Origin of the sequence: Marinobacter sp. LA51, assembly GCF_030297175.1 — a bacterium.
In the GTDB taxonomy this organism is placed as follows: domain Bacteria; phylum Pseudomonadota; class Gammaproteobacteria; order Pseudomonadales; family Oleiphilaceae; genus Marinobacter; species Marinobacter apostichopi.
In genome coordinates, this window is the sequence record NZ_AP028070.1 from 2,820,144 (window position 1) to 2,844,428 (window position 24,285).

24 protein-coding genes are annotated in these 24,285 nt (G+C 60.0%); 10 read left to right on the forward strand and 14 right to left on the reverse strand.

Annotated features, from left to right (window positions below; translation table 11 throughout):
* Positions 1–4: 4 nt before the first annotated feature.
* Together QUE89_RS12975 and QUE89_RS12980 are read left to right on the forward strand one after the other, a co-directional pair.
* On the forward strand, positions 5–1,516 hold the full coding sequence (locus QUE89_RS12975) for a CoA-acylating methylmalonate-semialdehyde dehydrogenase (RefSeq protein WP_286220492.1): 1,512 nt from the start codon (positions 5–7) through the stop codon (positions 1,514–1,516).
* Positions 1,517–1,541: 25 nt separating this feature from the next.
* Complete coding sequence (locus tag QUE89_RS12980) at positions 1,542–3,209, forward strand: GMC family oxidoreductase (RefSeq protein WP_286220493.1); 1,668 nt, start codon at positions 1,542–1,544, stop codon at positions 3,207–3,209.
* Between the two features lie 6 nt (positions 3,210–3,215).
* Here QUE89_RS12980 and QUE89_RS12985 read toward each other — a convergent pair whose 3' ends face one another.
* Positions 3,216–3,878, reverse strand: coding sequence for an NAD-dependent epimerase/dehydratase family protein (locus tag QUE89_RS12985; RefSeq protein WP_286222889.1), 663 nt, complete (start codon positions 3,876–3,878; stop codon positions 3,216–3,218).
* A 92-nt stretch (positions 3,879–3,970) separates the two neighbouring features.
* Complete coding sequence (locus QUE89_RS12990; RefSeq protein WP_286220494.1) at positions 3,971–5,206, reverse strand: NADH:flavin oxidoreductase/NADH oxidase family protein; 1,236 nt, start codon at positions 5,204–5,206, stop codon at positions 3,971–3,973.
* An 83-nt stretch (positions 5,207–5,289) separates the two neighbouring features.
* Here QUE89_RS12990 and QUE89_RS12995 point away from each other — a divergent pair, with 83 nt between their 5' ends.
* Entirely contained in the window at positions 5,290–5,703 is a 414-nt protein-coding gene (locus tag QUE89_RS12995) for a MerR family transcriptional regulator (RefSeq protein WP_286220495.1), read from the forward strand.
* A gap of 89 nt (positions 5,704–5,792) precedes the next feature.
* Here QUE89_RS12995 and QUE89_RS13000 read toward each other — a convergent pair whose 3' ends face one another.
* Genes QUE89_RS13000 through QUE89_RS13010 form a run of 3 tightly spaced genes read right to left on the reverse strand, consistent with a single transcriptional unit; the run spans position 5,793 to position 8,739 of the window.
* A complete protein-coding gene (locus QUE89_RS13000; protein ID WP_286222890.1) occupies positions 5,793–7,319 on the reverse strand; it encodes a tripartite tricarboxylate transporter permease in 1,527 nt (508 codons plus the stop codon).
* Entirely contained in the window at positions 7,319–7,765 is a 447-nt protein-coding gene (locus tag QUE89_RS13005; protein WP_286220496.1) for a tripartite tricarboxylate transporter TctB family protein, read from the reverse strand. Before QUE89_RS13005 ends, QUE89_RS13000 begins: the two co-directional genes overlap by 1 nt.
* Positions 7,762–8,739, reverse strand: coding sequence for a Bug family tripartite tricarboxylate transporter substrate binding protein (locus tag QUE89_RS13010; RefSeq protein ID WP_286220497.1), 978 nt, complete (start codon positions 8,737–8,739; stop codon positions 7,762–7,764). The genes QUE89_RS13005 and QUE89_RS13010 overlap by 4 nt, the downstream gene beginning before the upstream one ends.
* A gap of 205 nt (positions 8,740–8,944) precedes the next feature.
* Here QUE89_RS13010 and QUE89_RS13015 point away from each other — a divergent pair, with 205 nt between their 5' ends.
* Both QUE89_RS13015 and QUE89_RS13020 read left to right on the forward strand, forming a co-directional pair.
* Positions 8,945–10,597 (forward strand): ATP-binding protein, encoded by a 1,653-nt coding sequence (locus tag QUE89_RS13015; protein ID WP_286220498.1) that lies wholly within the window; start codon positions 8,945–8,947, stop codon positions 10,595–10,597.
* Entirely contained in the window at positions 10,594–11,295 is a 702-nt protein-coding gene (locus QUE89_RS13020) for a response regulator (protein ID WP_286220499.1), read from the forward strand. Before QUE89_RS13015 ends, QUE89_RS13020 begins: the two co-directional genes overlap by 4 nt.
* On the opposite strand, the gene mtgA is transcribed toward QUE89_RS13020, so the two are convergent.
* Positions 11,271–11,924, reverse strand: coding sequence for a monofunctional biosynthetic peptidoglycan transglycosylase (gene mtgA, locus QUE89_RS13025; protein WP_286222891.1), 654 nt, complete (start codon positions 11,922–11,924; stop codon positions 11,271–11,273). The genes QUE89_RS13020 and mtgA overlap by 25 nt on opposite strands.
* 207 nt (positions 11,925–12,131) lie before the next feature.
* Between mtgA and QUE89_RS13030 the strand changes: the two genes are divergently transcribed.
* On the forward strand, positions 12,132–12,644 hold the full coding sequence (locus QUE89_RS13030; RefSeq protein WP_286220500.1) for a DUF2244 domain-containing protein: 513 nt from the start codon (positions 12,132–12,134) through the stop codon (positions 12,642–12,644).
* On the opposite strand, the gene QUE89_RS13035 is transcribed toward QUE89_RS13030, so the two are convergent.
* Positions 12,641–13,543 (reverse strand): alpha/beta hydrolase, encoded by a 903-nt coding sequence (locus QUE89_RS13035; protein WP_286220502.1) that lies wholly within the window; start codon positions 13,541–13,543, stop codon positions 12,641–12,643. The genes QUE89_RS13030 and QUE89_RS13035 overlap by 4 nt on opposite strands.
* Before the next feature lie 122 nt (positions 13,544–13,665).
* On the opposite strand from QUE89_RS13035, the gene QUE89_RS13040 reads away from it, so the two are divergent.
* Positions 13,666–14,709, forward strand: a complete 1,044-nt coding sequence (locus QUE89_RS13040) for a GlxA family transcriptional regulator (protein WP_286220504.1) — start codon at positions 13,666–13,668, stop codon at positions 14,707–14,709.
* Here the strand turns inward: QUE89_RS13040 and QUE89_RS13045 are convergent.
* Together QUE89_RS13045 and QUE89_RS13050 are read right to left on the reverse strand one after the other, a co-directional pair.
* Entirely contained in the window at positions 14,703–15,488 is a 786-nt protein-coding gene (locus tag QUE89_RS13045) for a substrate-binding periplasmic protein (protein ID WP_286220505.1), read from the reverse strand. The genes QUE89_RS13040 and QUE89_RS13045 overlap by 7 nt on opposite strands.
* Positions 15,489–15,619: 131 nt before the next feature.
* Positions 15,620–16,522 (reverse strand): diacylglycerol/lipid kinase family protein, encoded by a 903-nt coding sequence (locus QUE89_RS13050; protein ID WP_286220506.1) that lies wholly within the window; start codon positions 16,520–16,522, stop codon positions 15,620–15,622.
* Positions 16,523–16,776: 254 nt separating this feature from the next.
* On the opposite strand from QUE89_RS13050, the gene QUE89_RS13055 reads away from it, so the two are divergent.
* Positions 16,777–17,667: a haloalkane dehalogenase gene (locus QUE89_RS13055; protein WP_286220507.1), complete on the forward strand. Its 891-nt coding sequence runs from the start codon at positions 16,777–16,779 to the stop codon at positions 17,665–17,667.
* Between the two features lie 7 nt (positions 17,668–17,674).
* Here QUE89_RS13055 and rarD read toward each other — a convergent pair whose 3' ends face one another.
* The 5 genes from rarD to QUE89_RS13080 form a co-directional block, all read right to left on the reverse strand.
* Positions 17,675–18,565: an EamA family transporter RarD gene (gene rarD / locus QUE89_RS13060; RefSeq protein WP_286220508.1), complete on the reverse strand. Its 891-nt coding sequence runs from the start codon at positions 18,563–18,565 to the stop codon at positions 17,675–17,677.
* The gene (locus QUE89_RS13065) at positions 18,562–19,449 is read right to left on the reverse strand and encodes a DMT family transporter (protein WP_286220509.1); all 888 of its coding nucleotides are present in this window, start codon (positions 19,447–19,449) and stop codon (positions 18,562–18,564) included. The genes rarD and QUE89_RS13065 overlap by 4 nt, the downstream gene beginning before the upstream one ends.
* Before the next feature lie 117 nt (positions 19,450–19,566).
* Positions 19,567–21,762: a hypothetical protein gene (locus tag QUE89_RS13070; protein WP_286220510.1), complete on the reverse strand. Its 2,196-nt coding sequence runs from the start codon at positions 21,760–21,762 to the stop codon at positions 19,567–19,569.
* Positions 21,763–22,494: a TVP38/TMEM64 family protein gene (locus tag QUE89_RS13075; protein WP_286220511.1), complete on the reverse strand. Its 732-nt coding sequence runs from the start codon at positions 22,492–22,494 to the stop codon at positions 21,763–21,765.
* A 65-nt stretch (positions 22,495–22,559) separates the two neighbouring features.
* Entirely contained in the window at positions 22,560–22,796 is a 237-nt protein-coding gene (locus tag QUE89_RS13080) for a TIGR02647 family protein (protein WP_138439119.1), read from the reverse strand.
* Positions 22,797–22,873: 77 nt separating this feature from the next.
* Here QUE89_RS13080 and QUE89_RS13085 point away from each other — a divergent pair, with 77 nt between their 5' ends.
* Both QUE89_RS13085 and QUE89_RS13090 read left to right on the forward strand, forming a co-directional pair.
* The gene (locus QUE89_RS13085) at positions 22,874–23,569 is read left to right on the forward strand and encodes a pseudouridine synthase (protein WP_286220512.1); all 696 of its coding nucleotides are present in this window, start codon (positions 22,874–22,876) and stop codon (positions 23,567–23,569) included.
* 70 nt (positions 23,570–23,639) lie between these two features.
* On the forward strand, positions 23,640–24,284 hold the full coding sequence (locus QUE89_RS13090) for a DsbA family oxidoreductase (protein ID WP_286220513.1): 645 nt from the start codon (positions 23,640–23,642) through the stop codon (positions 24,282–24,284).
* Position 24,285: the final 1 nt, after the last annotated feature.

Here is a 24,285-nt window from a genome sequence, read left to right on the forward strand (position 1 = left end):
TAGCATGAGCAATCCAACGATCCAGCATTATATCAATGGGCAAATTTCAGAGGGCAGCTCCGGCCACCAACAGGATGTGTTCAACCCGGCAACCGGCCAAGTTTCGGGCCAGGTTGTTCTGGCCAACCATGACGACGTCGATCAGGCCGTAGCCGCCGCTTCTGCAGCGTTTCCAAGCTGGGCCGACACCCCGCCGATTCGCCGTGCCCGGGTCATGTTCAGATTTCTCGAATTGCTCAACCAGCACAAAGACGAACTGGCCGAAGCCATCACCCGTGAGCACGGGAAGGTCTTTACCGATGCGCAGGGCGAAGTAGCCCGGGGCATCGACATTGTCGAGTTTGCCTGCGGTATTCCGCAGTTGCTGAAAGGCGATTACACCGACCAGGTCAGCACCGGTATCGACAACTGGACCATGCGCCAGCCTCTGGGCGTTGTTGCCGGCATCACTCCCTTCAACTTCCCGGTGATGGTGCCGATGTGGATGTTCCCGGTGGCGATCGCCGCCGGCAACACCTTTGTGCTTAAGCCCAGCCCCATTGATCCGAGCGCCTCGCTGATGATCGCCGACCTGCTCAAGCAGGCCGGTCTGCCCGACGGCGTGTTTAACGTGATCCAGGGCGACAAGGGCGCGGTGGAAGCACTGATCGAGCATCCGGATGTCATGGCCCTGAGCTTTGTCGGCTCCACCCCGATTGCCAACCTGATCTACGAAAACGGCGCCCGCCACGGCAAGCGCATTCAGGCCTTGGGCGGTGCCAAGAACCACATGGTGGTCATGCCCGATGCGGATCTGGACAAGGCCGTGGACGCCCTCATCGGTGCCGGTTATGGCAGCGCGGGCGAACGCTGCATGGCCATCAGCGTGGCGGTGCTCGTGGGAGACGTGGCCGACAAGATCATCCCCCAGCTGGCCGAACGTGCCCGTAGCCTGAAGGTGAAAAACGGCATGAAACTGGACGCCGAGATGGGCCCGATCGTCAGCGCCGCAGCACACCAGCGCATTACCGGCTACATTGACAAGGGTGTGGCAGAAGGCGCCGAACTGGTTGTGGACGGACGAGAGTTTGACGCCGGTACCACCGGCGAAGGCTGCAATGAAGGATTCTGGATGGGCGGCAGCCTGTTCGACCATGTAACACCGGACATGACCATCTACAAAGAAGAAATCTTCGGCCCGGTACTGGCCTGTGTAAGGGTTCCCGACATCGCCACCGCCATCCGGCTGATCAATGAGCACGAGTTTGGCAATGGCGTCAGCTGCTTCACCGAAAGCGGCACCGTGGCCCGTGAGTTTGGCCGCCGCATTCAGGTCGGTATGGTCGGCATCAACGTGCCTATCCCGGTGCCCATGGCGTGGCACGGCTTTGGCGGCTGGAAGCGCTCCATGTTCGGCGACACCCACGCCTACGGTGAAGAAGGCGTGAAGTTCTACACCCGGCAGAAGTCGATCATGCAGCGCTGGTCTGACTCCATTGATGCCGGTGCCGAATTTGTCATGCCTACCGCCAAGTAACTCGCCCCAGGTCCGGGAGATAGCTATGTCCGAAAACAACAATGCCCAGGGACAGCTCGAATTTGATTACATCGTCGTGGGCGCCGGTTCAGCCGGCTGCCTGCTGGCCAACCGGCTGAGCGCAAATCCGGATAACCGGGTACTGCTCATCGAAGCCGGCGGCCGGGATAACTACCACTGGATTCACATTCCGGTGGGATACCTGTACTGCATCGACAATCCGCGCACCGACTGGCGTTTTCGCACCGAACCGGATCCCGGCCTGAACGGCCGGTCACTGATCTATCCCCGGGGCAAGACCCTGGGCGGCTGCTCCAGCATCAATGGCATGCTCTACATTCGCGGCCAGGCCCGGGACTACAACCACTGGGCTGATGTCACCGGGGAGCAGGCCTGGAACTGGGACAACTGCCTGCCCGACTTCATGCGCCACGAAGATCACTATCGTCTGGATGACGGCGGCGACGCCGACCCGGAGCACAAGAACTACCACGGCCACGGTGGCGAATGGCGGATTGAGCACCAGCGCCTGAAGTGGAAGATTCTGGAGGACTTTGCCGAAGCCTGTGTAGAGGCCGGCATTCCCCGCACCCGCGACTTCAATCGCGGCGACAACGAAGGCGTCGACTATTTCGAGGTTAACCAACGCTCCGGCTGGCGCTGGAATACCTCCAAGGCCTTCCTGCGCACCGCCGAGAAGCGCCCTAACCTGACCCTCTGGCACTCAACCCACGTACTTGGCCTGGAGATGGCATCGGGTGAGCAGCCCCGGTGTACTGGCGTTCGCGTGGAGCGGCCCGGACAGGGCGAGATCAGGGCCCAGGCGCGCCGGGAAGTCATTCTGTCTGCCGGCGCCATTGGCTCACCCCAGCTACTGCAACTGTCAGGCATCGGGCCTGCCGACCTGCTGCGGGAGCACGATATCCCGGTGATCAAGGATCTGCCCGGAGTCGGCGAGAATCTGCAGGATCACCTGCAGATTCGTTCGGTGTACAAGGTTCAGGGCGCAATCACCCTGAACACCATGGCCAACTCGCTGCTGGGCAAGGCGCGCATTGGTCTGGAATACCTGGTCAAACGCTCCGGCCCCATGAGCATGGCGCCGTCGCAACTGTGCCTGTTTACCCGCAGCTCAGAGGACTATGACTACGCCAACATTGAGTACCACGTTCAGCCCCTGAGCCTGGACGCTTTTGGACAGCCGCTGCACGATTTCCCGGCCATCACCGCCAGCGTCTGCAACCTCAACCCGAGCAGCCGCGGATCGGTGCGGATTCGCAGCCGGGACTCGAAGACTCCACCTGCGATCGCGCCCAACTATTTAAGTACCGAGGAGGACCGGAAGGTGGCGGCCGATTCCCTGCGGGTCACCCGTCGGATTGCCGAACAGCAGGCCTTTGCCAAGTACCAGCCGGAGGAGTTCAAACCGGGACTGCAGTACCAGACCGATGAGGAGTTGGCGAAGCTGGCCGGCGACATTGGCACCACCATTTTTCACCCGGTGGGCACCACGCGTATGGGGCGAGCGGACGACACTATGGCGGTAGTGGACCCGCACCTGAAAGTGCGGGGTGTAACCGGACTTCGGGTAGTGGATGCTGGCGTGATGCCGACCATCACCAGTGGCAACACCAACTCCCCGACCCTGATGATTGCCGAAAAGGCTGCGGGCTGGATTTTGGCCGGCAAGTGAGGCTGGCTAGCCTGCCAGCTTCTGGATCTCGGGATAATCCCGCAGGTGCTGGACAGGTTCCGTAGGGGCGTCCATGTCCAGCGCACAGACTTCATTAACCATGGCCTGGGCCACGGTGGATGCCTGCACGCCGCGGTATTTTTCCAGCGGGCCGAGCAAGACCCGGTTCACCAGGGGCATCAGCTTGATACCCAGGCCTTCGGCGGTGCGTTGCTCCTGTCGGTCACCGAGCAACAGGCTGGGATGATAGACCGAGAGATAGGGATAGCCGAGCTCACGCACTGCGTCTTCTAGTTCGCCCTTAACCCGGTTGTAGAAAATGGTGGAATCTGAGGATGCGCCAATGGCGGACATCAGAATGAACGCCCGTGCTCCGGCCGCCCGGCCCAGGCGCGCAGCCTCCAGACTGTAGCCGAAATCCACCTTACGGAACTGCTCGCGAGAACCCGCCTTCTTGATGGTGGTGCCCAGGCAGCAAACGATTGCATCCACGGCGAACAGATCGGCACTGGCTTGCAGATCGTCAAAATCCACCTGATGCTGGTTCAGCTTGCGGTGTTCAGGGCCAACCCGGCGACGCACCGGCGCTACCACCGAAGTCACCTCTGGCCGTTCCAGCAGTTTCTCGACCACTGCCGCCCCGGTCAGTCCGGTGGCTCCCAGTACCATGACGTTCAACGCATTGCCTCCTTAACTCACTCTCGTGGATTGCCTTTCTGGTCGGGGCTCTTTAAATCGGTGAAACCCATTCAACTGGTAACTTACTGGTCCAGACCAAGCGCCTTGCGATACGAACGGGTCAGCTTGGCCAGCCGATACTGATCGAGAACCACCGACAGTATGGCTGATAATCGGCGAGCCGGCGGGAGCCCGTCGCCCATCCGGCGCAACTGACGCCGAACCATGGCCATATTGGCCAGACCCGACAGGGTCTTGTCTTTCCAGCGCACCTGCAAAATCTCGCTGCTGGCATCGGCATCAGTGGACCATTGCCGTGGCAAATCGGGGGTCTGCGCCAGCGCCGTGGCCATGCCCACCAGGGCCACACCGGAATCCAATACTTCCTGCGCCACGGACAACCTGCGCACACCGCCGGTGACCATCAATGGGATCGATGAGGCATCGGTGAGCGCCTGGGCGAACTCCAGGAAATACGCCTCCCGGGCCAGGGTGCGGCCATCGGCGGTGCGCCCCTGCATCGCCGGTGATTCGTAACTGCCACCGGACAACTCCACCAGATCAACACCCAGCCCCTCCAGCGATGCCAGCACTTCCCGGGCATCGCTCAGCTCAAATCCGCCACGCTGGAAATCCGCCGAGTTAAGCTTCACTGCCACGGCAAATCCCGGCTTAACCGCAGCTCGAATCCGAATCACAACTTCCCGCAATAACCGCGCCCGATTCTCCAGGCGACCACCCCAGCGATCTGAGCGTTTGTTGGTCAGCGGTGACAGAAACTGGGCTAGCAAGTAGCCATGGGCAGCATGAATTTCAACGCCGTCAAAACCGGCTTTCTCGGCCTGCATCGCGGTGTCTGTGAAACGCTGGATCACGTCTTCGATGTCGTCTTCAGACATCGCCTTGGGCACATCAAACAGCGACGAATGCTTGCCCAGATTCAAGCCAAACGCCGACGGCGCCAGGTTACGGCCGCCCATACGCCGAAATACCTGACGGCCCGGATGATTGATCTGCATCCAGATCGCCGCCCCCTTACCCTGGACGACCGCCGCCCACTCCTGAAACGGCGCCAGTTCCGTGTCTCGCTCAAGGGCCACTCCACCCGGGCCCGTCATTGCCAGCCGATCCACCATTACATTGCCGGTAATCAGCAACCCGGTGCCGCCGGCGGCCCACTGATCGTAGAGGTTAAACAGATCGTCACCGGGCAACTGTCCCGGCGCCGCCATATTCTCCTCCATCGCCGCTTTCACCAATCGATTCTTGAGACTGCGGCCGGATGGCAATGTATAGGGCTGGAAAACCTTGCTGATCATGAGTGACTGGCCTTAATTCGGGATTTACGGCAGACTAACATTCAAGTCAACTTTAAGCTCAAGTGTTTTTGGAGGGCCGTGACATGATGCGAATTGGCGAGCTGGCGAAAGCCGCTGGCGTTAATAGCAGCGCCATCCGCTACTACGAAGATCTGGGCCTGCTCACTGCGACGACCCGCTCAGCGGGTGGCTATCGCCTGTTCGATCAGGCGGCTTCTCAACGATTGCAGTTAATCCAGTTTGGCCAGCGCCTGGGCTTCACCCTGGACGACATGCAATCCCTTTTTAGCCAGACCGAGGGCTGGGACCACGACGACGTGATGGACCGCCTGAACCAGAAGATTGCCGAATCCGAGACCATGATCGCGGCGCTGCAGCAAACCCACAAAACCATGCTGGCGCTGCGTAACAAACTGGAAACCACCTGGGACCGGGGCGACTGCCTTCAGACCGACGAACTCGCCGCCCTGATCGGCTCGAATGGAAAAAATGACTGAGGGGATAAAAAAAACACCGGGCATCCCAAAGGGGAAGCCCGGTGCAAAGCTGACAACAGATCGCCTAAGGCGTGATCTTCACTACCCGGTCAGTCGCTGACCGGGCTTTCTTTCATGGCCGCATTCATGCGCCGGCGCAGCAGTGGCCCGACCACATACGGCAGTATTAGGCCAAGACCGGCAACCACCCAGAGCCCCACGGCCAACGAGCTACCCCAGAGAATGCTCCAGGAACCGTCGGACAGGATCAGCGCGTGGCCCAGGTTCTTCTCCATTTCCGGCCCCAACAACAGGCCAAGGATGATCGGCACCAGCGGAATTTCAAGCTTGCGCAGGAAGTAACCCGCAATACCGAAGGCCACCATGAAGTAGAGATCAAAGGTGCTGTGGCTGATGGAGTAGATGCCAACGAAGGCGACCATGGTCACGATTGGCAACAGGTACATCGGCGGCACCGACAGCAGCTTCACGAAAAAGCCCACCAGCGGGATGTTAAGCAGCAACAGCATGACGTTACCGATCAGCAGTGCCGCGATGACGCCCCAGACAATGTCGGCGTTCTGGGTGAACATCAGCGGGCCCGGCGTGATATTCAGGGAGATCAGCATCGCCAGCAGAACCGCCGTGGTGCCACTGCCCGGTACACCCAGGGTCAGCATGGGCACCAGCGCACCAGAAGAGGCACCGTTGTTACCGGCTTCCGGTGCGACCACACCGCGAATGTCGCCTTCGCCAAACTTGCCCTTCTTGCCCAGTACCTGCTTTTCCAGGGTGTAGCTGATGAAGCTACCCAGGGAAGCCCCGGCGCCTGGCAAGACCCCGGCAATAAAGCCGAGCACACCGCCGCGCAACTGGGTCGGGATGGTGCTGACCAGTTCCTTGAAGCTCAGGGTCAGCTTGCCCACGTTGATCTTCTCGCGGCCACCGCCCACTCGGGATTCCACAAAGAACAGCAGCTCGGAAATCGCAAACAGACCCACGATCGCCAGGATGAAGTCGATGCCCTCGTACAGCTCCAGCACACCAAAGGTGTAGCGCTGGGTGCCGGTGGAGATGTCGATACCCACGGTGGAGATCATGATGCCGATGGTGGCGGCAATGACCGTCTTCATCGGGTTCTTGCCGGTAATGCCGCCAAGGGTCGCAAAGGCCAGCAGGAACAGCGCAAAGTACTCGGCCGGGCCAAAGGTCAGGGCAAACTTGGCCAGGATTGGCGCCAGCATGATCAGACCAATGGTGCCGATAAGACCACCAGCAAACGACGCCACGGCGGAAATGGCCAGGGCATCGGCGGCACGGCCTTTCTGGGCCATGGGGTAGCCGTCGAGACAAGTCATCATCGCCGGTTCGTCACCGGGAATATTGAGCAGAATCGAGGATATCCGACCACCGTACATGGCACCGGCGTAGACCGCGGTCAGCAGGATCATGGCGGTTTCCGGCGGCAGCCCGAGGGTAAAGGCCAGCGGGATCAGGATGGCAACACCGTTGGCCGGGCCCAGGCCAGGCAGACAGCCGATCAGGGTACCCACGAAGGCCCCGAACAGCGCGAACATCAGGTTATAGGGGGTAAGCGCGACGGCAAACCCTTCCATCAAAAAGCCAAGGGTTTCCATCACTCCACCTCCAGCAGGCCGGCAGGCAGACTCAGGTCCAGGCCGTAGTTAAACAGGATAAACACAACCACCGCACTGATCAGGCCAGTAATAAACGCCATGCGTGGCCTTGCGCCCATGCGCCAGCTGAGCGTACCAACCGCCATCGTGGTCGAAATAATGAAGCCCAGGGGTTCCATCAGCAGCGCATAGATAATCAGCACCACCACCGAGGTAACCAGTTCCAGTGCGGTCTTGCGCACGGGCCACTGGGCGTCGGGATCGGGCTTGACCATCAGGTACAGGCTGCCGATGACCAACACAAAGGCTAGGATGGTAGGAAACGTTTCCGGGCCCACGCCCTCGGCGCCGCCAAACGGCTCGGGCCACTGCTGCGCAGCCCAGCCGTAGGCAACGGCGAGGACCAGAAGGCCCAAGCCGAGGATTCGATCACCAAAACCTGTCATTTCAGCAGCCCGATTTCACGAGACAGGGTTTCGATGTCCTGCACCTGCTGGCGCACGAAGCTTTCAAACTCGTTCGCTGGCGGGTGGAACGGGATCAGGCCGTTGCTCTTCATCACCTTTTTCCACTCTTCGCTGGCGTACAGCTTGTCCACAGCGGCTACCCAGTATTCCTTGGATTCCTCGGAGGCACCTTCCGGCATGTAAAAGCCACGCCAGTTCGGGCCCAGGGCATCGATACCCTGCTCACGGGCAGTCGGAATGTGGCTGAACTTGCCGGGCAGGCGTTCTTCAGACAGCACCGCCAGCACTCGAAGGTCACCCGAGTCCATGAAGCCGGTTGCTTCGGACACGTCACCGGTGAAGGCATCAACCTGGCCACCCACGACCTGGGTCATGGCCTCACCACCGTTGTTGTACGACAGGTACGGAATGGACGGGAGCTTTTCAACACCGGCCGCCTTGGCAGCGATCAGGACTTTCAGGTGGTCCCAGCCGCCGCGGGCGCTGCCGCCGGAAAACTTGACCGACTTGGGATTGGCTTTCACGGCTTCGAAGAGCTGATTCAGGTTCTGGTACTCGGAGTCCTTGGACACGGCGATGATGCCGTAGTCAGCACCCAGGGCGCCGACCCACTTCACCATACCGGCGTCCATGCCCGGAAACTGCTTCTGGGCCAGGCGGGTAGTGGTAGCGGTGGAAGCAGCAACAATCAGCTTGTCATCGTCGGCGCGCTTGCTGACAGTGTGGGCGTAGGCAACACCACCGCCAGCACCCGCCATATTGATTGTCTGGACGCTGCCTTCCACCAGGCCAAGGTCCTGCATGACGTTGCCGACGCTACGGCAGGTAAAATCCCAGCCACCGCCCGGATCAGCCGGTGCAATACATTCCACTTTGCCGGAGGGTTGCCAGGCCAGCGCGGAAACACTAAAGGCAGCCATGGCTACAAAAGACAGGGTTCGCTTGATCATCATTGGGTTCACCTCTGGTTTGTTGTTGTGATGGCTCCTCTGTTTCGCCGCTCGATAAACGTGCTGTGGGAGCCATTCAGCCATAGACTAGAAGCGAACACCGAATGCCTAAAGTTTGTGCGCGTAAATACCTATAAAGAACCTAAAGGCTTTTTTGTGCATAAAGTTCACGGGCAAAAACAGCCCCGGTGCTTTAACCTGAATCAAAATGACAACAAACCCCAGCACGGTGTTTCGAGAAGTGCTTCGAAAAACCAAACTCAAAACCCGAATGATTCTGACCCTCGGCCTGGTCAGCGCCCTGCAGACAGCGTTGATTGGTGTCTTTGCCGGGTACTATCTGAGCGAATCCCTGTATGAGGAAATCGGTCAGCGGGCATTGATGGTCGCCAAGACCGTGGCCGCCACACCGGCAGTGATCGAGGGCGTAGAGCAACGTGAAACCGGCAGCCTGAATCGGCTGGCCAACCGACTGGCCGAGACCAACGAAGCCCTGTTTATTGTGATTGGTGACGACCAGGCGGTGCGCCTAGCCCATCCGGATCCGTCACGCCTGGGTTATTCCATGGCAGATGATGACGGTGACACCGGTCGTCAGGCCCTGATCGACGGCCAGGCCTACATTGCCCGGGCCGTCGGCAGTCTTGGCGAATCCATGCGCGGCAAGGCACCGGTGATCAACCCGGCCAGTGGTGACATAGTCGGCATCGTGTCGGTGGGCTACGGCGTCGACCAGGTTGAAACCACCATCCAACGCTACAATTTCGTGCTTTATGGGGTGGTCGGGGTGATGCTGCTGGTCAGTATCCTCGCCGCCATTATCATCGCCAGTCGCTTCAAGCGGGCCATCTTCGGGCTGGAACCGGAGGAAATCGCCCGGCTGTTCCAGGAGCGGGACGCCACCCTGCAATCGGTGCGCGAGGGCATCATTGCCATCAATCGTGACGGTATCATCACCACAGTGAACCGCACTGCCCTGAACACCCTGGGCCTGGAACCGGATATGGCCCTGGCCGGCAAACCGATTCTCGAGGTGCTGCCAGAGAGCGACCTGATGTCGGTTCTAAAAACCGGGCAACCGGATTTTGACCGGGAAGTCTGGCTCAGAAACCGCCAAATGATCGTTAACCGGCTGCCGGTGCGCGAGGGCGACGACATTATCGGTGTGGTGGCCAGCTTCCGGCTGCGGGACGAGGTGGACCAGGTCAGCCGCCAACTGACCCGAATCCAGCAATACGCCGATACCCTGCGCAGCCAGACCCACGAATACTCCAACAAGCTGCACACCATCGCCGGCCTGATCCAGATTGGCGCTACCGACGAGGCACTGAACCTGATCGGCAGTGAAGTCAGCGATCACCAGGCACTAATTCAGCTGTTGCTGGAAGCGGTTCCCGACCCGGTCATCGCCGGCTGCCTGCTCGGCAAATACAACCGGGCCCGGGAAATGGGCCTGGCGCTGAACATCGACCCCGGCAGCCAGATGGCCGACATGCCCGACGACCTGCCCAGGGAGCAGTTGGTGAGCGTGCTTGGCAACCTGATTGATAACGCGCTGGAAGCCACACGCCTGGCGATTGGCGAAGGCGGACAGGTCGCCCTGTCGATGACGGATCTTGGCGACGACCTGATTTTCGAGGTGGAAGATCAGGGCGCCGGCGTTCCGGAGGCGGACCGGGAGCGAATCTTTGAGAAAGGTGTCAGCACCAAAGCCGGCACCGCTCGTGGCTATGGCCTACACCTGGTCAGCCAGTTCCTGACTCGGTGGGGTGGCTCGATCACGGTCGAGAATCTCACCACCGGCGGCAGCCGCTTTACTCTGTATCTACCCAAACGAGCCCATAGGGGGACCAGTCATTGACCACCATACGCCTGCTGATCATCGAAGATGACCGTAAAATTGCGGAAATTCAGCGACGTTTTGTTGAACGTCTGGACAATGTCGAGCTCTGCGGCATTGCCCACACGCTGGCCGATGCCCGGGACCTGATCGATGTGCTTAGCCCTGACCTGATCCTGCTTGACGTCTACTTTCCCGATGGCAACGGCCTGGACCTGCTGCGTGAGCTGCGGGCCTCGGACAGCGCCAGCGATGTCATTCTGATCACCGCCGCCAAGGAAGTGGACACCCTGCGCAGCGCGTTGCGCGGCGGGGTTTTCGACTACATCCTGAAGCCATTGGTGTTTGAACGTCTGGAAGAAGCAGTAAACCGCTATCGGGAGCACCTGAACCGCTTGTCCGGCCTGGACCAGGTTGCCCAGAAAGAAGTGGATGCACTGCTGCCCCGTAGCGGCCAGGACGAAGGCCCTGCGGAACCGGCGGACACCAACAGGCTGCCCAAGGGCATTGATGGCATTACCCTGGATAAAATCCGTGAGGTACTGACAACCGGAGACGAATGGAGTGCCGAGGAAGTCGGGGCCGCCATGGGCGCCTCCCGAACCACGGCCCGGCGCTACCTGGAATTTCTCGTAGGCCGGGGCGAAGCAGCGGCAGAGGTCAGCTACGGTAACGTCGGGCGACCGGAACGGCGCTATTGCAGCGTATCGCGCAAATAGTTCAGGCCCGACAACTGGGCCATCTGACCGCGAATCCAGGATACCCGCTCCCAGACATAAGCCGACGGCGATACCGCACTCAGAGACTTGGGATTGGGCAGCACTGCCGCCAGTCGCGCGGCCTCGATCGGCGATAGCTGGCTGGCTGAAATGCCAAAATAACGCCGGCTTGCCGCCTCCACGCCGTAAATCCCGGGGCCAAACTCGGCGATATTGAGATAGACCTCCATAATTCGCCTCTTCGGCCACAACCCCTCAATGCCCAGCGCCAGTCCGGCCTCCAGCGCCTTGCGCACAAAGCTTCGGCCATTCCACAGAAACAGGTTCTTGGCGGTCTGCTGGGTGATTGTGCTGGCGCCCCGCAGGCCCTCACCCGCCTGGTACTCGGCCAGCGCCTTACGGATGGCAGCGAAATCCACGCCCCAATGGTCGGGGAACCGCTGATCCTCACTGGCAACCACGGCCAGCGGCATCCACGGCGAAATTTCCGACAACGGCACCCAGTACTGATGCAGGGCCTGGTCGGGCTGCGACAACCGGTGGCCCAGCATGAAACTGGAGGTGGGCGGATTGACGAACCGCAGCAACACAATCACGGCCAGCAGCAACAGCAGTAAGCCCGCCAGCATCCACGCCAGTTTGCTCAGAGATCTTCGGATGAGGGATTTTCGCGCCACAGATTCGCTACCAGGCCGTGTTGACTATCATTAATATCAGGCCGCCAGTATGTCGTGGTTTGCCCCCCATTTGAATTACCGATCCTTCAGACGCGAGCGATCATCGGAGTGGCACCACCCGTCGTATACCGAGAAGGCCGATTCCATAGGCATTGAAAGATGGTCGAGCATCTCAACTCCCAGGACGGCGTTCGGCTTCTGCTGACGCCCAACCGCTCATTGAGCTGGCGTGGCAACGTCCAGATCTGGCTGGCATTGCTGGTTCTGTCCGCTCTGATTGCCACTGGCATGGCCTTGGCCGGCGCCTGGGTTATCGTGCCCTTTGCCGGGCTGGAACTCGCTGCCCTGGCCGCCGGCATTTACCTGACCTCCCGGGCCTGCCAGCGACGTGAGGTTCTGACCATTGACGAGAGCAACATCCACCTGGAAAAAGGCCGCACCCGAAAACTGACGGAGTGGACCCTGCCTCGGCCCTACGTGAGAGTTCACCTGGACGCTCCTGTCCACCCGTTTGCACCACCGAAGCTGGCGCTGATTCATCGCAATACCGCAATCTCGCTGGGCAGTTTTCTCAATGTCGACGATACCGAGAGACTGATTCAGCTACTCGAATCCCGGGGCATTGCCATTGAACGAAAAACGCCCGATCCGAAGATCGGGCTGTGGTTCTAGGCAGCTGTTGTCATGAATTGCTGGATCCGTTCCAGTACACTTGGGTGCCAGAGTAACTTGTTGTGCCCCAGCCCCTGGGTTTGCATCCGTTCAGAACCGGCCCACTGCAAATGAACCTCATCGCTGTGACTGGCCGGCACCGACTTGTCGTCCCGGTCGATCACCACCAAACCCCGGGGCATCAGATCGGGTGCCAGGGTGTCGAATGAGAACTGCTGCCACACCTGTGCCCCAAATGCCTGTTCCATGCGCCGGCGATGCTCGGTCACCATGGCTTGTGAGAACCCAAGCTCACCACCAAAACTTGCGACCACTGAATCAAGGTCCCTGGGCGGGGCCAGCAACACCAGCCGCTGGGCCTGCACCCCATCCACCACCGCACGAGCCGCGGCCAGGCTGCCCAGGGAATGGGCAATGATGGTGTCGATGGCGCCGACACTGGCGGCCACCTTGGTGACAGCCTCGGTCATCTCATACAGGCTCGACCGTCTGCCCTGGGCCCGGCCATGGCCCGGTGCATCGAACACCACCACCCGATAGCCGGCGCTGACCAGCGGCTGCACGAAGGCACCAAACTGGATTCCGCCGCTTGACCAGCCGTGGACCATCAGCACCACCGGGCCATAGCCCCAGCTGTAAACCGGAATCGTGACGGCACCGAGCTGAATCTGGGTGTAGCTGTCAGCCTCATCCAGCAGATGCTCGTACCGAATGGGTAACGGCAGCCGTCGCGGCGAGAAGAACAACGTCTCAGCAATATTGCCGGCAGTGTTCGGCGCTACCCGATACAGCATTTGCAGGGCTTTCCCTACCGCGGCGACACCAGAGTTCCGGGCCGGAACGCGGTCAAGAGGAACACGTGTTGCTGAGCCTGTGTTGGTTGTGAATTGAGCAGTCATGACCCTTCCTCCTTCGCTGTCGGCCAAGGGGCCGACCTGATTGACAGTGTCAGATTACGGCTTGCCAACCCTGCGCCGGAGTGTCATATTTGACACTGTAGATGCCAAAAAGGACATTCATCATGATCAAAATCGCCATTGTGGCCCTGCCCTTTTGCCACGGTAGTGGTGTTATCGGCGTGATGGATTTCTTTGCCGCCGCCAATTACTGCGACCGCTGGGTGAATCGTGATGATCCCCGGTTCGAATGCCAGATTGTCACCGTGAATGGCGAGCCGGTGCACTCCTACAGCGGCGTACCCATCGTGCCGACAGTGAACTGGCAGGACTACCCGGCCGATGTGATCATCATTGGCTCGGCCATGGAAGCGGTCCTGGGTGACCGCCATATCGATGCGGCGCTCGATATGTCACGACCGCTCCATCCCTGGTTGCATGCAGCGGTTGAAAGGGGTGCCATTGTAGCCAGCGTCTGCACCGGCAGTTTTGTGCTGGCTGAGGCCGGACTGCTGGAGCAGCATGTGGCCACCACCCACTGGCGAGCGGCACCGGCGTTTCGCCGACGCTACCCCCAGCTGCGGCTTGAGAGCGATCAGCTGCTGGTGGATAACGGCCAGATTCTCTGTGCCGGTGGCGCTACCTCGTTCATGGATCTGTGCCTGTATCTGGTTGAACGGTTGGGTTCGCCGGCGCTGGCTGTCGCTTGCAGCAAGCTACTGATTCTTGATGCCCGGCGTTCGGAACAGACGCCCTACATGAGCTTTTATGGCAGCCGGGCCCACCAGGACGAGAAGATTGGCGAAGTACAGGGCTGGCTGGAGCAACACTACGCCGACGCCATCGTCATTGATGAGTTGGCGGAACGAGCGCACCTGGGGCCCCGTACCTTCAAGCGCCGGTTCAAGGAAGCCACCGGCGAAACCCCGCTGAGCTACCTGCAGCATTTGCGAATTGAAGCCGCAAAGCACGGACTTGAAGCGACCCGACGCCAAACCGCCCAGATTATCTGGGACGTGGGTTACGAAGACGCCAGCTCGTTCCGGCGACTGTTCAAGCGCAATGTCGGGTGCACCATGGAAGAGTATCGCCGCCGGTTCAGCTATGTGACACCGCAGCGCAGCAAGCCGTCCGTGGCTATTTCTGCAGACTCAGAGCGCGCTCACTGAGCGTAACGTTGGGCAATAGCCTCTAGCTCACCGTCTGCCCGAGCAGCATCTATAGCCCGCTGGAGATCGGCAACCACCTTAGGATCGGTGTTGTTACTCAGCGCCAGATACATGGGCGTTTCACGGAACACCAGTACCGGCTTGAGCCCGGTAATGCCATGCTCCTCCTCGGCAACCAGCGGGCCGACAAGGCCATCAGTAACCCAAAGGTCGGCCTGACCCAACATCAACCGGCGCGTGTTCACATCACCGGACAACCCCATGGCTACGTTGAAGCCTTCCTTCACCAGGAATTCGGACATCACATCGCCTTTATAGCCTGCAATCTGCAGCTCGCGTGCGTCTTCCAGGCTGGTCAGCGACAGGTCCGAGTCCGGCGCCGCAAACAGGGTCCATTTGATGGAAGCCAGGGGGCCAACCCACTGGAACAGATCTTCACGTTCATCGGTTCGTGCGGTACAGAAAAGCCCGTGATTCTCGCGCCCCTGAACCCAGTCATAGGCGTAGCTCCAGGCGCGCATTTTCATGACGTAGTCGTAGTCGACCCGGGCCAGCATGGCCTTGACCATATCGCTACAGATGCCAGTGATGTCTTCCTCGCCGTGGGCAAAGCCCTTGCCCGAAGCCGACGCGTTATAAGGAGGATAGTTCTCGGTGAAGATGTACAGCCGTTCTGCCGCTGATGCCACACTGCCCGCAGCCATCAAGGCCAGGGCTCCCAGGGTGATCTTGAGCGTGTGCAATAGCTTGGGCAGAGCCAGGGCAGATTCTCTCGGCATTATTGTTCCTTAGTGACGGTACGGGTTTAAAAAGGCTTTCCGATCAATCGGATTGATCAACTTTGGCGGCGGCCATGATCACTGGATCCACTCGAAAAGTCAGTGACAAAACGTATCTGATGGGGATCGGCTTAACCGATAACGGTGTCCTCCGGAGGCGCTTTTGCGGTACTGACAATGGTCGGTGCGATCACCGAGAGACAGTTCGGCCGGCATTTCACCTCCAGGGGTGTTTGCCCCATCACATCGCCATCGGCAGTGATGGTTTTCGGCTTACCGGTGTCGACAGAACAGCGAGTGCCCTTCAGGTGAACGATGGTGCTGGTACGCTGGGGGGAGCGCTTGTTGAGACGAACCATTACAAACGTCAGCAGTAACTGAAGCAACGGCCGGGGTTTGACCGCGATCACATCCAGCTGACCATCGTTGGCAGAGGCCTCGGGAATCTCATTACCACCACCAAAGAAGGCGCCGCTGGCAACGGCTATCGACAGCCAACGGCCTTTGACCACCCCGTTGTCGCAGCGGATCTCGGCTTTGAAACCACGGCTGGCACTGACCCGGCGCAACAGCCCCAGGCCATAACTGAACCGACCGAACAGTTTCTTATGAGCACCCTCCGCTTCCCGCGCGGGAAGCGTTCCGAGGCCAATATGAGCGACGTTCAGAAACAGCGTCTGCCCCACTTCGGCAACATCCACGTTTTGAGTGGCGCCCTCAGCGATGAGCGCACACAACCGCTTCGGCTCCTCCGGCAAGCCCAGGTTGCGGGCAAAGTCGTTTGCGGTGCCGGATGGCAGCACCGCCAGGATCGCCTGCCTGCTTCGGCAAAGACGTGCACCCATGTTCACCGAACCATCGCCCCCGGCCACCATCACCACGTCGCCCGCCTGCACCTGATCTTCCCAGGCATCGTCATTAAAATCGCGGCATTGCGGTTCCGGGATACCGGCGGCCAAAAGTAACTCGAGCCAGAACTCACGCCCTCGCTCGCCGCTGCCGGCTTTGGGATTTGCAATCAGCCAATGGGTCATTCGAATGCGTCCATGTTGCTCTCTGCTTCAACGCGCCAATTGCGCGGCAACAAATTTGAGTCAACCATACCCCATGAGCGTCTAAGCCGCCTTACGACGTTGGTTAGGGTGGCCACACCCGCAGTGATGATGCCGATGTTTTCGGGGCCAGTGTCAGACCGGCAAATTGACGGCTCCGAACGGACTGGGCAGACTCATTCACTACGGCCCTTCGGCCTCCTAAAAGAAGCATAATCAACCACAAGGCGGCTGCCATGGATTTCGTCAGAACTCCCGAGAATCAATTTGAGCGATTGCTCGATTACCCCTTCGAGCCCCACTACGTCGATCTGGACGGGTTGCGCATGCATTACGTCGATGAGGGGCCTGGTGACGCCAAGCCAATTCTGATGATGCACGGCGAGCCGTCGTGGTCCTACCTGTACCGTCACATGATCCCGGTTTGCGCTGCCGCCGGCCATCGGGTGCTGGCGCCCGACCTGATCGGCTTTGGCAAATCCGACAAGCCCACATCGATCAACGACTACAGCTACCAGCAGCACATGGACTGGATGCAAAGCTTCATCGACAAACTGGACCTGAAAGACATCACCCTGGTCTGCCAGGATTGGGGTTCGCTGTTGGGGTTGCGGCTGGCGGCGGAGAATCCGGACCGATTCCGGGCCATAGTGGTGGGTAATGGCATGCTGCCCACCGGTGATCAGAAGGCACCGTCGGCGTTCAAGATCTGGAAGAATTTCGCCCTACACAGCCCCTGGTTTCCGATTGGCCGGATCATCAACACCGGCTCGTTCCGTAAACTCGGGCCGGACGAACTAAGGGCCTACGACGCACCCTTCCCGGGCAAGAAGTACAAAGCCGGCGCCCGCGCCTTTCCGCGCCTCGTGCCGATGACACCCAATGACCCAGCTACCGAGGCCAACCGCGCGGCGTGGAAGGTACTGGAGCAGTGGGACAAACCGTTCCTGACCACGTTCAGCAATGGCGATCCGATCACCCGTGGCGGTGACCGCTACATGCAGGATCGGATTCCCGGCGCCAAGGGCCAGCCCCATGTCACTCTCAAGGGTGGTCACTTCCTGCAGGAGGACTCGCCTGTGCCCTTTGCTCAGGCCATCAACAGCCTGCTGGCACGTCTCGCCTGAACCGGGTTCAGTTCTGGCCTGCCGGCACCCGCGGCCGGTAGTGCCAGGACGACCAGCTGTACAGACCCAGCGCTACCCAGATGACGATGAAGCTAGTCAGTTGCACCTGACTCAGCGGCTCGTCGAAGATCAGCAACGCGATGAAGAACTGCAAGGTGGGATTGATGTACATCAGGAAGCCCACGGTGGACAGGCGCAACCGCCGGGCCGCGCCGGCAAACAGCAGCAGTGGGATGGCAGTCACGATGCCGCTGGCCATCAGCAAGGCACTCACGGAAACACTGTCGCCATAATGGGACGTACCGGCGTAGCCCAGCCAGCCGAATGTCATCAACCCCACCGGTAGCAACAACAAGGTCTCGACAAACAGCCCCGACAAACCATCCAGCAGCACCTGCTTGCGCAGCAGGCCATAGGTACCGAAGGTCAGCGCGAGCACCAACGTAATCCAGGGTACTTCCCCCAGCATAACCAGCTGGATCAGTATGCCGATGCCCGCCAGCACCACTGCCGCCAGTTGCCAGGGCCCCATGCGCTCGCGCAGCACCAGCATGCCCAGTGCCACGTTCACCAGCGGTGTCAGGAAGTAGCCAAGACTGGCTTGCAGAACATGGCGGGTTTCCACCGAGTAGATATAAATTCCCCAGTTGGCCGCAATCAATAGCGCACAGCCCAGTACCCGCCACAGCTGGCGCGGATTACTAAGGGCCGAACGAACCGCAGACCAGCGCCGCAAGCCGCTGATCACCAGCGCCAGGAAAACACAGGACCAGACAATCCGGTGCACCAGGATTTCAAACGCGGGCACGCCCTCGAACAGGGCGAAGAACAGCGGAAAGCAGCCCCAAATGGTGTAGGCAGACAGGCCGAACCAGACGCCTCGGGTTACATCACTCATGCGCTTTTCTTCTGGGTGACCACGAGCGCCACACCGGTAATGGCGACCAGACCACCCACCATGGCCAGGCCGCCCAGGCGTTCATCGAACAACAGGTAGGCTTCCAGGGCCGTCACCGGCGGCACCAGATAAAACAGGCTCGCCACCTGCGACGCGGCGCCCTGACGAATCAGCCACATCAACAGCAAAATAGCGCCGATGGACACGCCCAGTACCAGCCAGGCCATGGACAGCTGCAACTGCAGGCTCCACTCAACCTCGCGGGACTCCAGCGCGAAAGCGCCGATGGCAAACAGGGTCGCGGCGGCTGCATACTGGATGATCGTGCCGGCGACCAGATCAGCACCCGTGCCGTGGCGCTTCTGATACACCGTGCCCATGGAAATACCCGCCAGCGCCACCAGGGTCCAGGCAAGCGCCCATGGTGAGATGCCCGATTCAACGCCGGTGCCGCCGAACTTCTCAACCAACACCAACGACACGCCGATCAAGCCCAACGCCAGGCCCAGCCACTGCCGGCCGCTGACCGCTTCTTTCAGGAACACCACCGCCGCAGCCGCGGTGACCAGGGGCTGGAGCCCGACAATCAGCGACACGATGCCGGAGGCCATACCGTCCTGAATGGCGTAGTACACCCCACCCAGATAACAGCCGTGCACCAGAATCCCGGTGACAGCCAGATGTCCGGCGCCACGCCAACCGGGCCAGCGGGTTTTCATTAGCCAGGCCAGGCCGATCAGCAACACCAGAGTCAGCAGCATGCGGATCAGCAGGAGCGTAAACGGCTCGGCAAACGGCAGGCCGTATTTGGCGCCAATAAAGCCCGTGCTCCAGAGCCAGACAAACAGGGCGGGAACAAAAAACGAGAAAAAGAATGAACGCATGCGTGGCAGCCGGATTACGTGAATTATTCGGTCACTGTACTTTAGATACAGTACTCTAGAAGTTAGCAGGCAAACAAAACAGATACAGAAAACTGCTTTAGAAACCAGTACAGATGATCAGGATTTCCAGCCCGGCAACCGCACCTCAACAGTGGGTTCTTCTCGGTGCCAACTGCCAGTCCAGGTAACCTCCGGCGGTGCACCGGGGTGGGGCTGAATAGTGACGGTAATCGTGCCAAAACCGGTGGGTGCCGGCCCGAACCGGATCGGCGCCTCCTGTTCGAGCCAGCGCTCGGGAACGCCGGCACACAGAATCAGCCGATCGCCCTCTTCCCGGACAAAGCAGTTGCGCACCATCAACACCCACTCGGCGGACGCCCAGACGTGGTGACCATCGCCCATGCAGCCACCGCCAGTGCCCGGGTGAATCGCCTCCGGCCACTGCCCGGTTGGCGATGCCAACTCCGCCACCGCATCCATCAACGCCAGAAACCGTGCATCACCCGCACGCAAAAGCACCTGAGCCACATGCAGGGTCAGGTAGGCATTCAGACCCGAGTGGATCATGTCCTGATAGAAGGCGCCATTCACGAAACAGTTCTCAAGCAGGAACTCGACGCTGTCCAATAAACGCGGATCATCTGGTTCGCACAGCTGGGTGGGATAGCCCACGGCGAGGGAACCAATAGCGCCGGCATCGAGGCGCCGATAGGGCGAGGCCGGCATAGCCCGGCGCTTTAGCCGACGCTGGCAACTGGCCAGACTCCGGTCCACGGTTCGGGAGAACTCCTCGGCACCGGCGGCAAACGCCTCGCTGGATTCCGGATCATCTTTGGCCAACAGTTTGGATGCGGCTTTGAGGCCAGCAATGCCCCAGAAATCATCCCAGTAATAATAGTCGTTGGGCCCCAGGTGCTCGGCGCTGAAACCGGCGGGCAGGAGCCCGGCATGGGGTTTGTCGATGTTTCCGCTGACCCGCTTTTTCTGTATCCAGTGCGCGCCCTTGCTGACGGGTTCAAACCAATCCATGGCCAATTTACGGCCGGTGATGGCGTGGAATCGCTGCACAATCCACAGCACCTCACCGTTCGCATCCCATTCCCCTTCCTGAGAACGGAAATAGCCGTTTTTCAACTGCCGTTCCGGAAACTGGCTCAGGGCCCGTTCGGCTCGTTGGGTCAGCCCTGCGCACAGGAGCGCATGGACGATAAAGGCCGCATCCCGAAACCAGAAACGCTTGTAGGTGTAGGGGCCGGGGTAAACGTCATCCGGGGAATGCAGCACCAATGAGCGCATTGCTGCCTCATACAGGAACTGCCAGGTTGGATCCGGGCACTCCAGGCGCGCATGCCCATCCAATGCTTCAGGCCAGGATTCCGGCGTGGCCCTGGACGCGGTCTCTTTTCCCATCGGCACGGTAATTGTGAGAGTTGTGGCCTTGCCGGCCCTGACCGGAAACAGTGCCGCCGCGGTCACCAGACCAACATCGCAGCGACCTTCGTTCTGATCGGCAATGTCGGCCAGATGAATGTGGACATCACCCTGCCGATAATCCGACACATGATGACTTTGCGCCGGTCGGCTGAACTGCACTGAGTGCCGGCCATCCACTTTCCAGGCATTCCGTTGGGGCGACAATTTCACCCGGCGGATAAACGACACCCCCTCGGGATTGGCCGGGCGCAGCGACACCACCAGTGACCCCGGCACATCCGAATGACCCTGCAGCTCTAACTGACAAACCGGCCGGCCTTGCTCCATCACCACCTGGGCGCGGCTGACCAGACGCAAACCATCCATCTCCGATTCAGTCACCACGCAGGGGTTGTCTTCCAGTTCCAGCCATTGCCGACTGATTTTGCATCGCGATGGCAACAGGCAACGGCCATCGTCTGCCAGCAACCAGCCGTCCAGTGACCAGCCATCGTAAAGCGGTGTCACCAGCCCTCTGGGGTCCACCACCGGCAAGTCATCGACATCGGGCAGGCCGATTGCCGTCCAGTTACGGTTACTCAGGTTAATGTGGGTGATGGAGAAGGCCCGAGGAATGAAGGCAGGGTCATTAGGGTCGAATTGGCGCTCGATCCAGTACGGCCAAACCCAGTCTAGATTGTGTTGGATAACGCGGCTATTGATCAGTCCTCGGGCGTGAAACACCACACCCGCGCGCAGCAATTCAATCGGCTCGCCCACCTCCGAGGGCTGGGCAAAGCTGTGCAGTTTGCTCAGGAGCGCGATCGGATCCAGAAATCCGTGCTGGTGCGCCATGCGTTTGACCAGGTAGCGCCACGGCAACCATTTCATCCAGCTCATTCACTCCTCCCTCAGGTCGGTTGCCTGGGCCTCCACCCGATAGCGCGCCAATGCCCGGCGGGCGAGCCGGTTAAAAAACACCACCGCCGCCACCGTGCCGACAAAGCCGGCACCGTAGATGCCCCATTCAAGGGGCGTCCTGGCGGTTTCGCGGGCTCCAAGAGTCGACAGGTCCGCCGTCAGCGACCCCAGGTACACGTTGTGCAGCGAAAACGGAATCACGCCAATGAAGGTCCCGGCAACAAAGCCGCTGAAGGAAAAGTTGGTCAGACCGAACAGAAAATTGGAAAGCTTGCCGGGAAAGAAAGGAATCAGCCGGGTCAACAGCACGATCTTCCAGCCGTGGGGAGCCATTTCCCGACTGACCGCCAGCAGCCCGACACGGTTCTGGATATAGACGTGAGCCCGATCACCAAGAAAGTACCGGGCAATGAGGAAGGCGATGGCAGCACCCAGGGTGGTGCCCAAAACAACGTAGGTGGTGCCCTCCACCACGCCGAATACAAAACCTGCGCCGGTGGTAAGCAGCACGCCCGGCAACAAAAGCACTATCGCCAGCGCCATGATGGCAGTGAACATGATGGCCGCCCAGGCTCCCTGACGGTCGACCCAGTGCAGCAGATCAAGCACCTGACGATGGACGCCCAGGGCGTATAGAACACCAACGACGGTAACAACGCTGGTGATACTGAGCGCCATCCAGAGAATGGGAGAGGTTTTCCAGCTACCCATGGACACCGCCTCCGGTGGGCGCGGGCCCAAGCCTTTATCAGCTTGCGCCCATCGCATCACTCAAGTCAGCTGCTGAGAATGGATTGAAGTTTTTGGGTCAGATCAACCGCCTCGGCCCCCAGGGGAGTGAGGTAGCCGCCGTCCTTCTGACTGATCAAGCCTCGGGCAAACAGGTTTTCCGCGGCTTTGACCGTTTCCGGGGCTGCCGAATGAGCATGAACCTTGATCCCTTCCTGGCTGGAGGTGGATTCAAACTGGGCCAGAAGATTGAGTTCGGCAAGGTGATCAGCGGAGAATGGCATGGCAGTTCCTCGTAGTATTGTCGGGGTTTCTTTCAACGTATCTTTCAATGATTCTTTCAGCATAGTCGATTAGCACCATGAAGCTTTCCCGAATTCTTAGCAACCAGGACAGCACCAGTCGCAAGCGCGCCAACGCCCTGATCGCCGCCGGCCGGGTGACGGTGAATGACTTACCGTGCCGGGTTGCTGCCCAGGAAGTGGATCGCTTCTCCAGCGTGGCAGTGGATGGCGAGGTTATTCAGGCTGCCGACACACCCTGCTACCTGATGCTGCACAAACCCGCGGGCTATCTCAGCGCTACCGTCGACTCCGAGCACCCCACTGCGCTGGACCTGATCTCTCCAGACCTGCACCGGGACCTGCACATTGCCGGCCGGCTGGACCGTTCCAGCACCGGCCTGCTGATCCTCACCAACGATGGCCAGTGGTCACGCCAACTGACCGAACCCAGGATCAAAATCCCCAAGGTCTACCGCGTCACCACCGCAGAGCCGATCAGCGAAGAAACCGCAGAACGCTTCGCCGAAGGGTTATGGTTTGAATACGAACAGCTCCACACCTCGCCCGCGCAATTGGAGCAACTGGGCGCGCGGGAGGCACGAGTGACTATCTATGAAGGCCGCTACCATCAGATCAAGCGCATGTTCCATCGGGTCGGTAATCGGGTAACGGCGTTGCATCGGGAGCGGATGGGGGAGATCCGCCTAAGTAGAGATCTCGCCGCTGGCGATTACCGGCCACTGACTACCGCAGAAATTCTTTCACTACCGTAACTTAGCCACCACAAGACAGTCCTCCCCCGTTTCAGGTAGGCTGATTTAAAGCCACACGCCTGGAGCCCCCATGACCACACTGCAAATTGACATAGTTTCCGACATCGCCTGCCCCTGGTGCGCCATTGGCTATGCTCGCCTGGAAAAAGCGATGGCGGCCCTGAAGGACGACATGGACATTCAGGTCAAATGGCACGCCTTTGAGCTGAACCCGGACCCTGCCGGTGATGGTGAACCCATCCTGCCGGCACTGGCGCGCAAGTACGGACGTAGTGAGGATGAGATGCGGGCGAACCAGGCCCAGATGATGGAGCTTGCCAAAGACCTCGGCCTGAACTTCGAGAAGCTGCAGGAACGCTATACCCGCAATACCTTCGATGGTCACCGGCTGGTGAAGTGGGCCGGTGAGCAGGGAAAGCAAACTGAATTGAAAATGGCGTTGTTCGAGGCCTATTTTGGCCGTGCGGAGAACGTGACCGATGCGGAGGTTCTCACAAGCTGCGCAACATCCGTAGGACTGGATGCCGAGGACGCGCGAGCGGTACTCAGCTCTGATCGTTATGCCGACTCGGTGCGCGAAGACGAAGCCCGGTATCAACAGGCTGGTGTGTCGGCCGTACCCGCCTATATCGTGAACCAGAAGTACCTGATCTCAGGTGCCCAGGAACCCGACACGCTCATTGATGCGTTGCGGGAAATTGCGCAGGAACCATAGC

Bases quoted from the DNA above. Each gene is read 5' to 3' on its own strand.
- QUE89_RS12975 (WP_286220492.1), top strand. From the start codon at position 5: ATGAGCAATCCAACGATCCAGCATTATATCAATGGGCAAATTTCAGAG.
- QUE89_RS12980 (WP_286220493.1), top strand. From the start codon at position 1,542: ATGTCCGAAAACAACAATGCCCAGGGACAGCTCGAATTTGATTACATC.
- QUE89_RS12985 (WP_286222889.1), bottom strand. From the start codon at position 3,878: ATGGTACTGGGAGCCACCGGACTGACCGGGGCGGCAGTGGTCGAGAAA.
- QUE89_RS12990 (WP_286220494.1), bottom strand. From the start codon at position 5,206: ATGATCAGCAAGGTTTTCCAGCCCTATACATTGCCATCCGGCCGCAGT.
- QUE89_RS12995 (WP_286220495.1), top strand. From the start codon at position 5,290: ATGATGCGAATTGGCGAGCTGGCGAAAGCCGCTGGCGTTAATAGCAGC.
- QUE89_RS13000 (WP_286222890.1), bottom strand. From the start codon at position 7,319: ATGGAAACCCTTGGCTTTTTGATGGAAGGGTTTGCCGTCGCGCTTACC.
- QUE89_RS13005 (WP_286220496.1), bottom strand. From the start codon at position 7,765: ATGACAGGTTTTGGTGATCGAATCCTCGGCTTGGGCCTTCTGGTCCTC.
- QUE89_RS13010 (WP_286220497.1), bottom strand. From the start codon at position 8,739: ATGATGATCAAGCGAACCCTGTCTTTTGTAGCCATGGCTGCCTTTAGT.
- QUE89_RS13015 (WP_286220498.1), top strand. From the start codon at position 8,945: ATGACAACAAACCCCAGCACGGTGTTTCGAGAAGTGCTTCGAAAAACC.
- mtgA (WP_286222891.1), bottom strand. From the start codon at position 11,924: ATGCTGGCGGGCTTACTGCTGTTGCTGCTGGCCGTGATTGTGTTGCTG.
- QUE89_RS13030 (WP_286220500.1), top strand. From the start codon at position 12,132: ATGGTCGAGCATCTCAACTCCCAGGACGGCGTTCGGCTTCTGCTGACG.
- QUE89_RS13035 (WP_286220502.1), bottom strand. From the start codon at position 13,543: ATGACTGCTCAATTCACAACCAACACAGGCTCAGCAACACGTGTTCCT.
- QUE89_RS13040 (WP_286220504.1), top strand. From the start codon at position 13,666: ATGATCAAAATCGCCATTGTGGCCCTGCCCTTTTGCCACGGTAGTGGT.
- QUE89_RS13045 (WP_286220505.1), bottom strand. From the start codon at position 15,488: ATGCCGAGAGAATCTGCCCTGGCTCTGCCCAAGCTATTGCACACGCTC.
- QUE89_RS13050 (WP_286220506.1), bottom strand. From the start codon at position 16,522: ATGACCCATTGGCTGATTGCAAATCCCAAAGCCGGCAGCGGCGAGCGA.
- QUE89_RS13055 (WP_286220507.1), top strand. From the start codon at position 16,777: ATGGATTTCGTCAGAACTCCCGAGAATCAATTTGAGCGATTGCTCGAT.
- rarD (WP_286220508.1), bottom strand. From the start codon at position 18,565: ATGAGTGATGTAACCCGAGGCGTCTGGTTCGGCCTGTCTGCCTACACC.
- QUE89_RS13065 (WP_286220509.1), bottom strand. From the start codon at position 19,449: ATGCGTTCATTCTTTTTCTCGTTTTTTGTTCCCGCCCTGTTTGTCTGG.
- QUE89_RS13070 (WP_286220510.1), bottom strand. From the start codon at position 21,762: ATGAGCTGGATGAAATGGTTGCCGTGGCGCTACCTGGTCAAACGCATG.
- QUE89_RS13075 (WP_286220511.1), bottom strand. From the start codon at position 22,494: ATGGGTAGCTGGAAAACCTCTCCCATTCTCTGGATGGCGCTCAGTATC.
- QUE89_RS13080 (WP_138439119.1), bottom strand. From the start codon at position 22,796: ATGCCATTCTCCGCTGATCACCTTGCCGAACTCAATCTTCTGGCCCAG.
- QUE89_RS13085 (WP_286220512.1), top strand. From the start codon at position 22,874: ATGAAGCTTTCCCGAATTCTTAGCAACCAGGACAGCACCAGTCGCAAG.
- QUE89_RS13090 (WP_286220513.1), top strand. From the start codon at position 23,640: ATGACCACACTGCAAATTGACATAGTTTCCGACATCGCCTGCCCCTGG.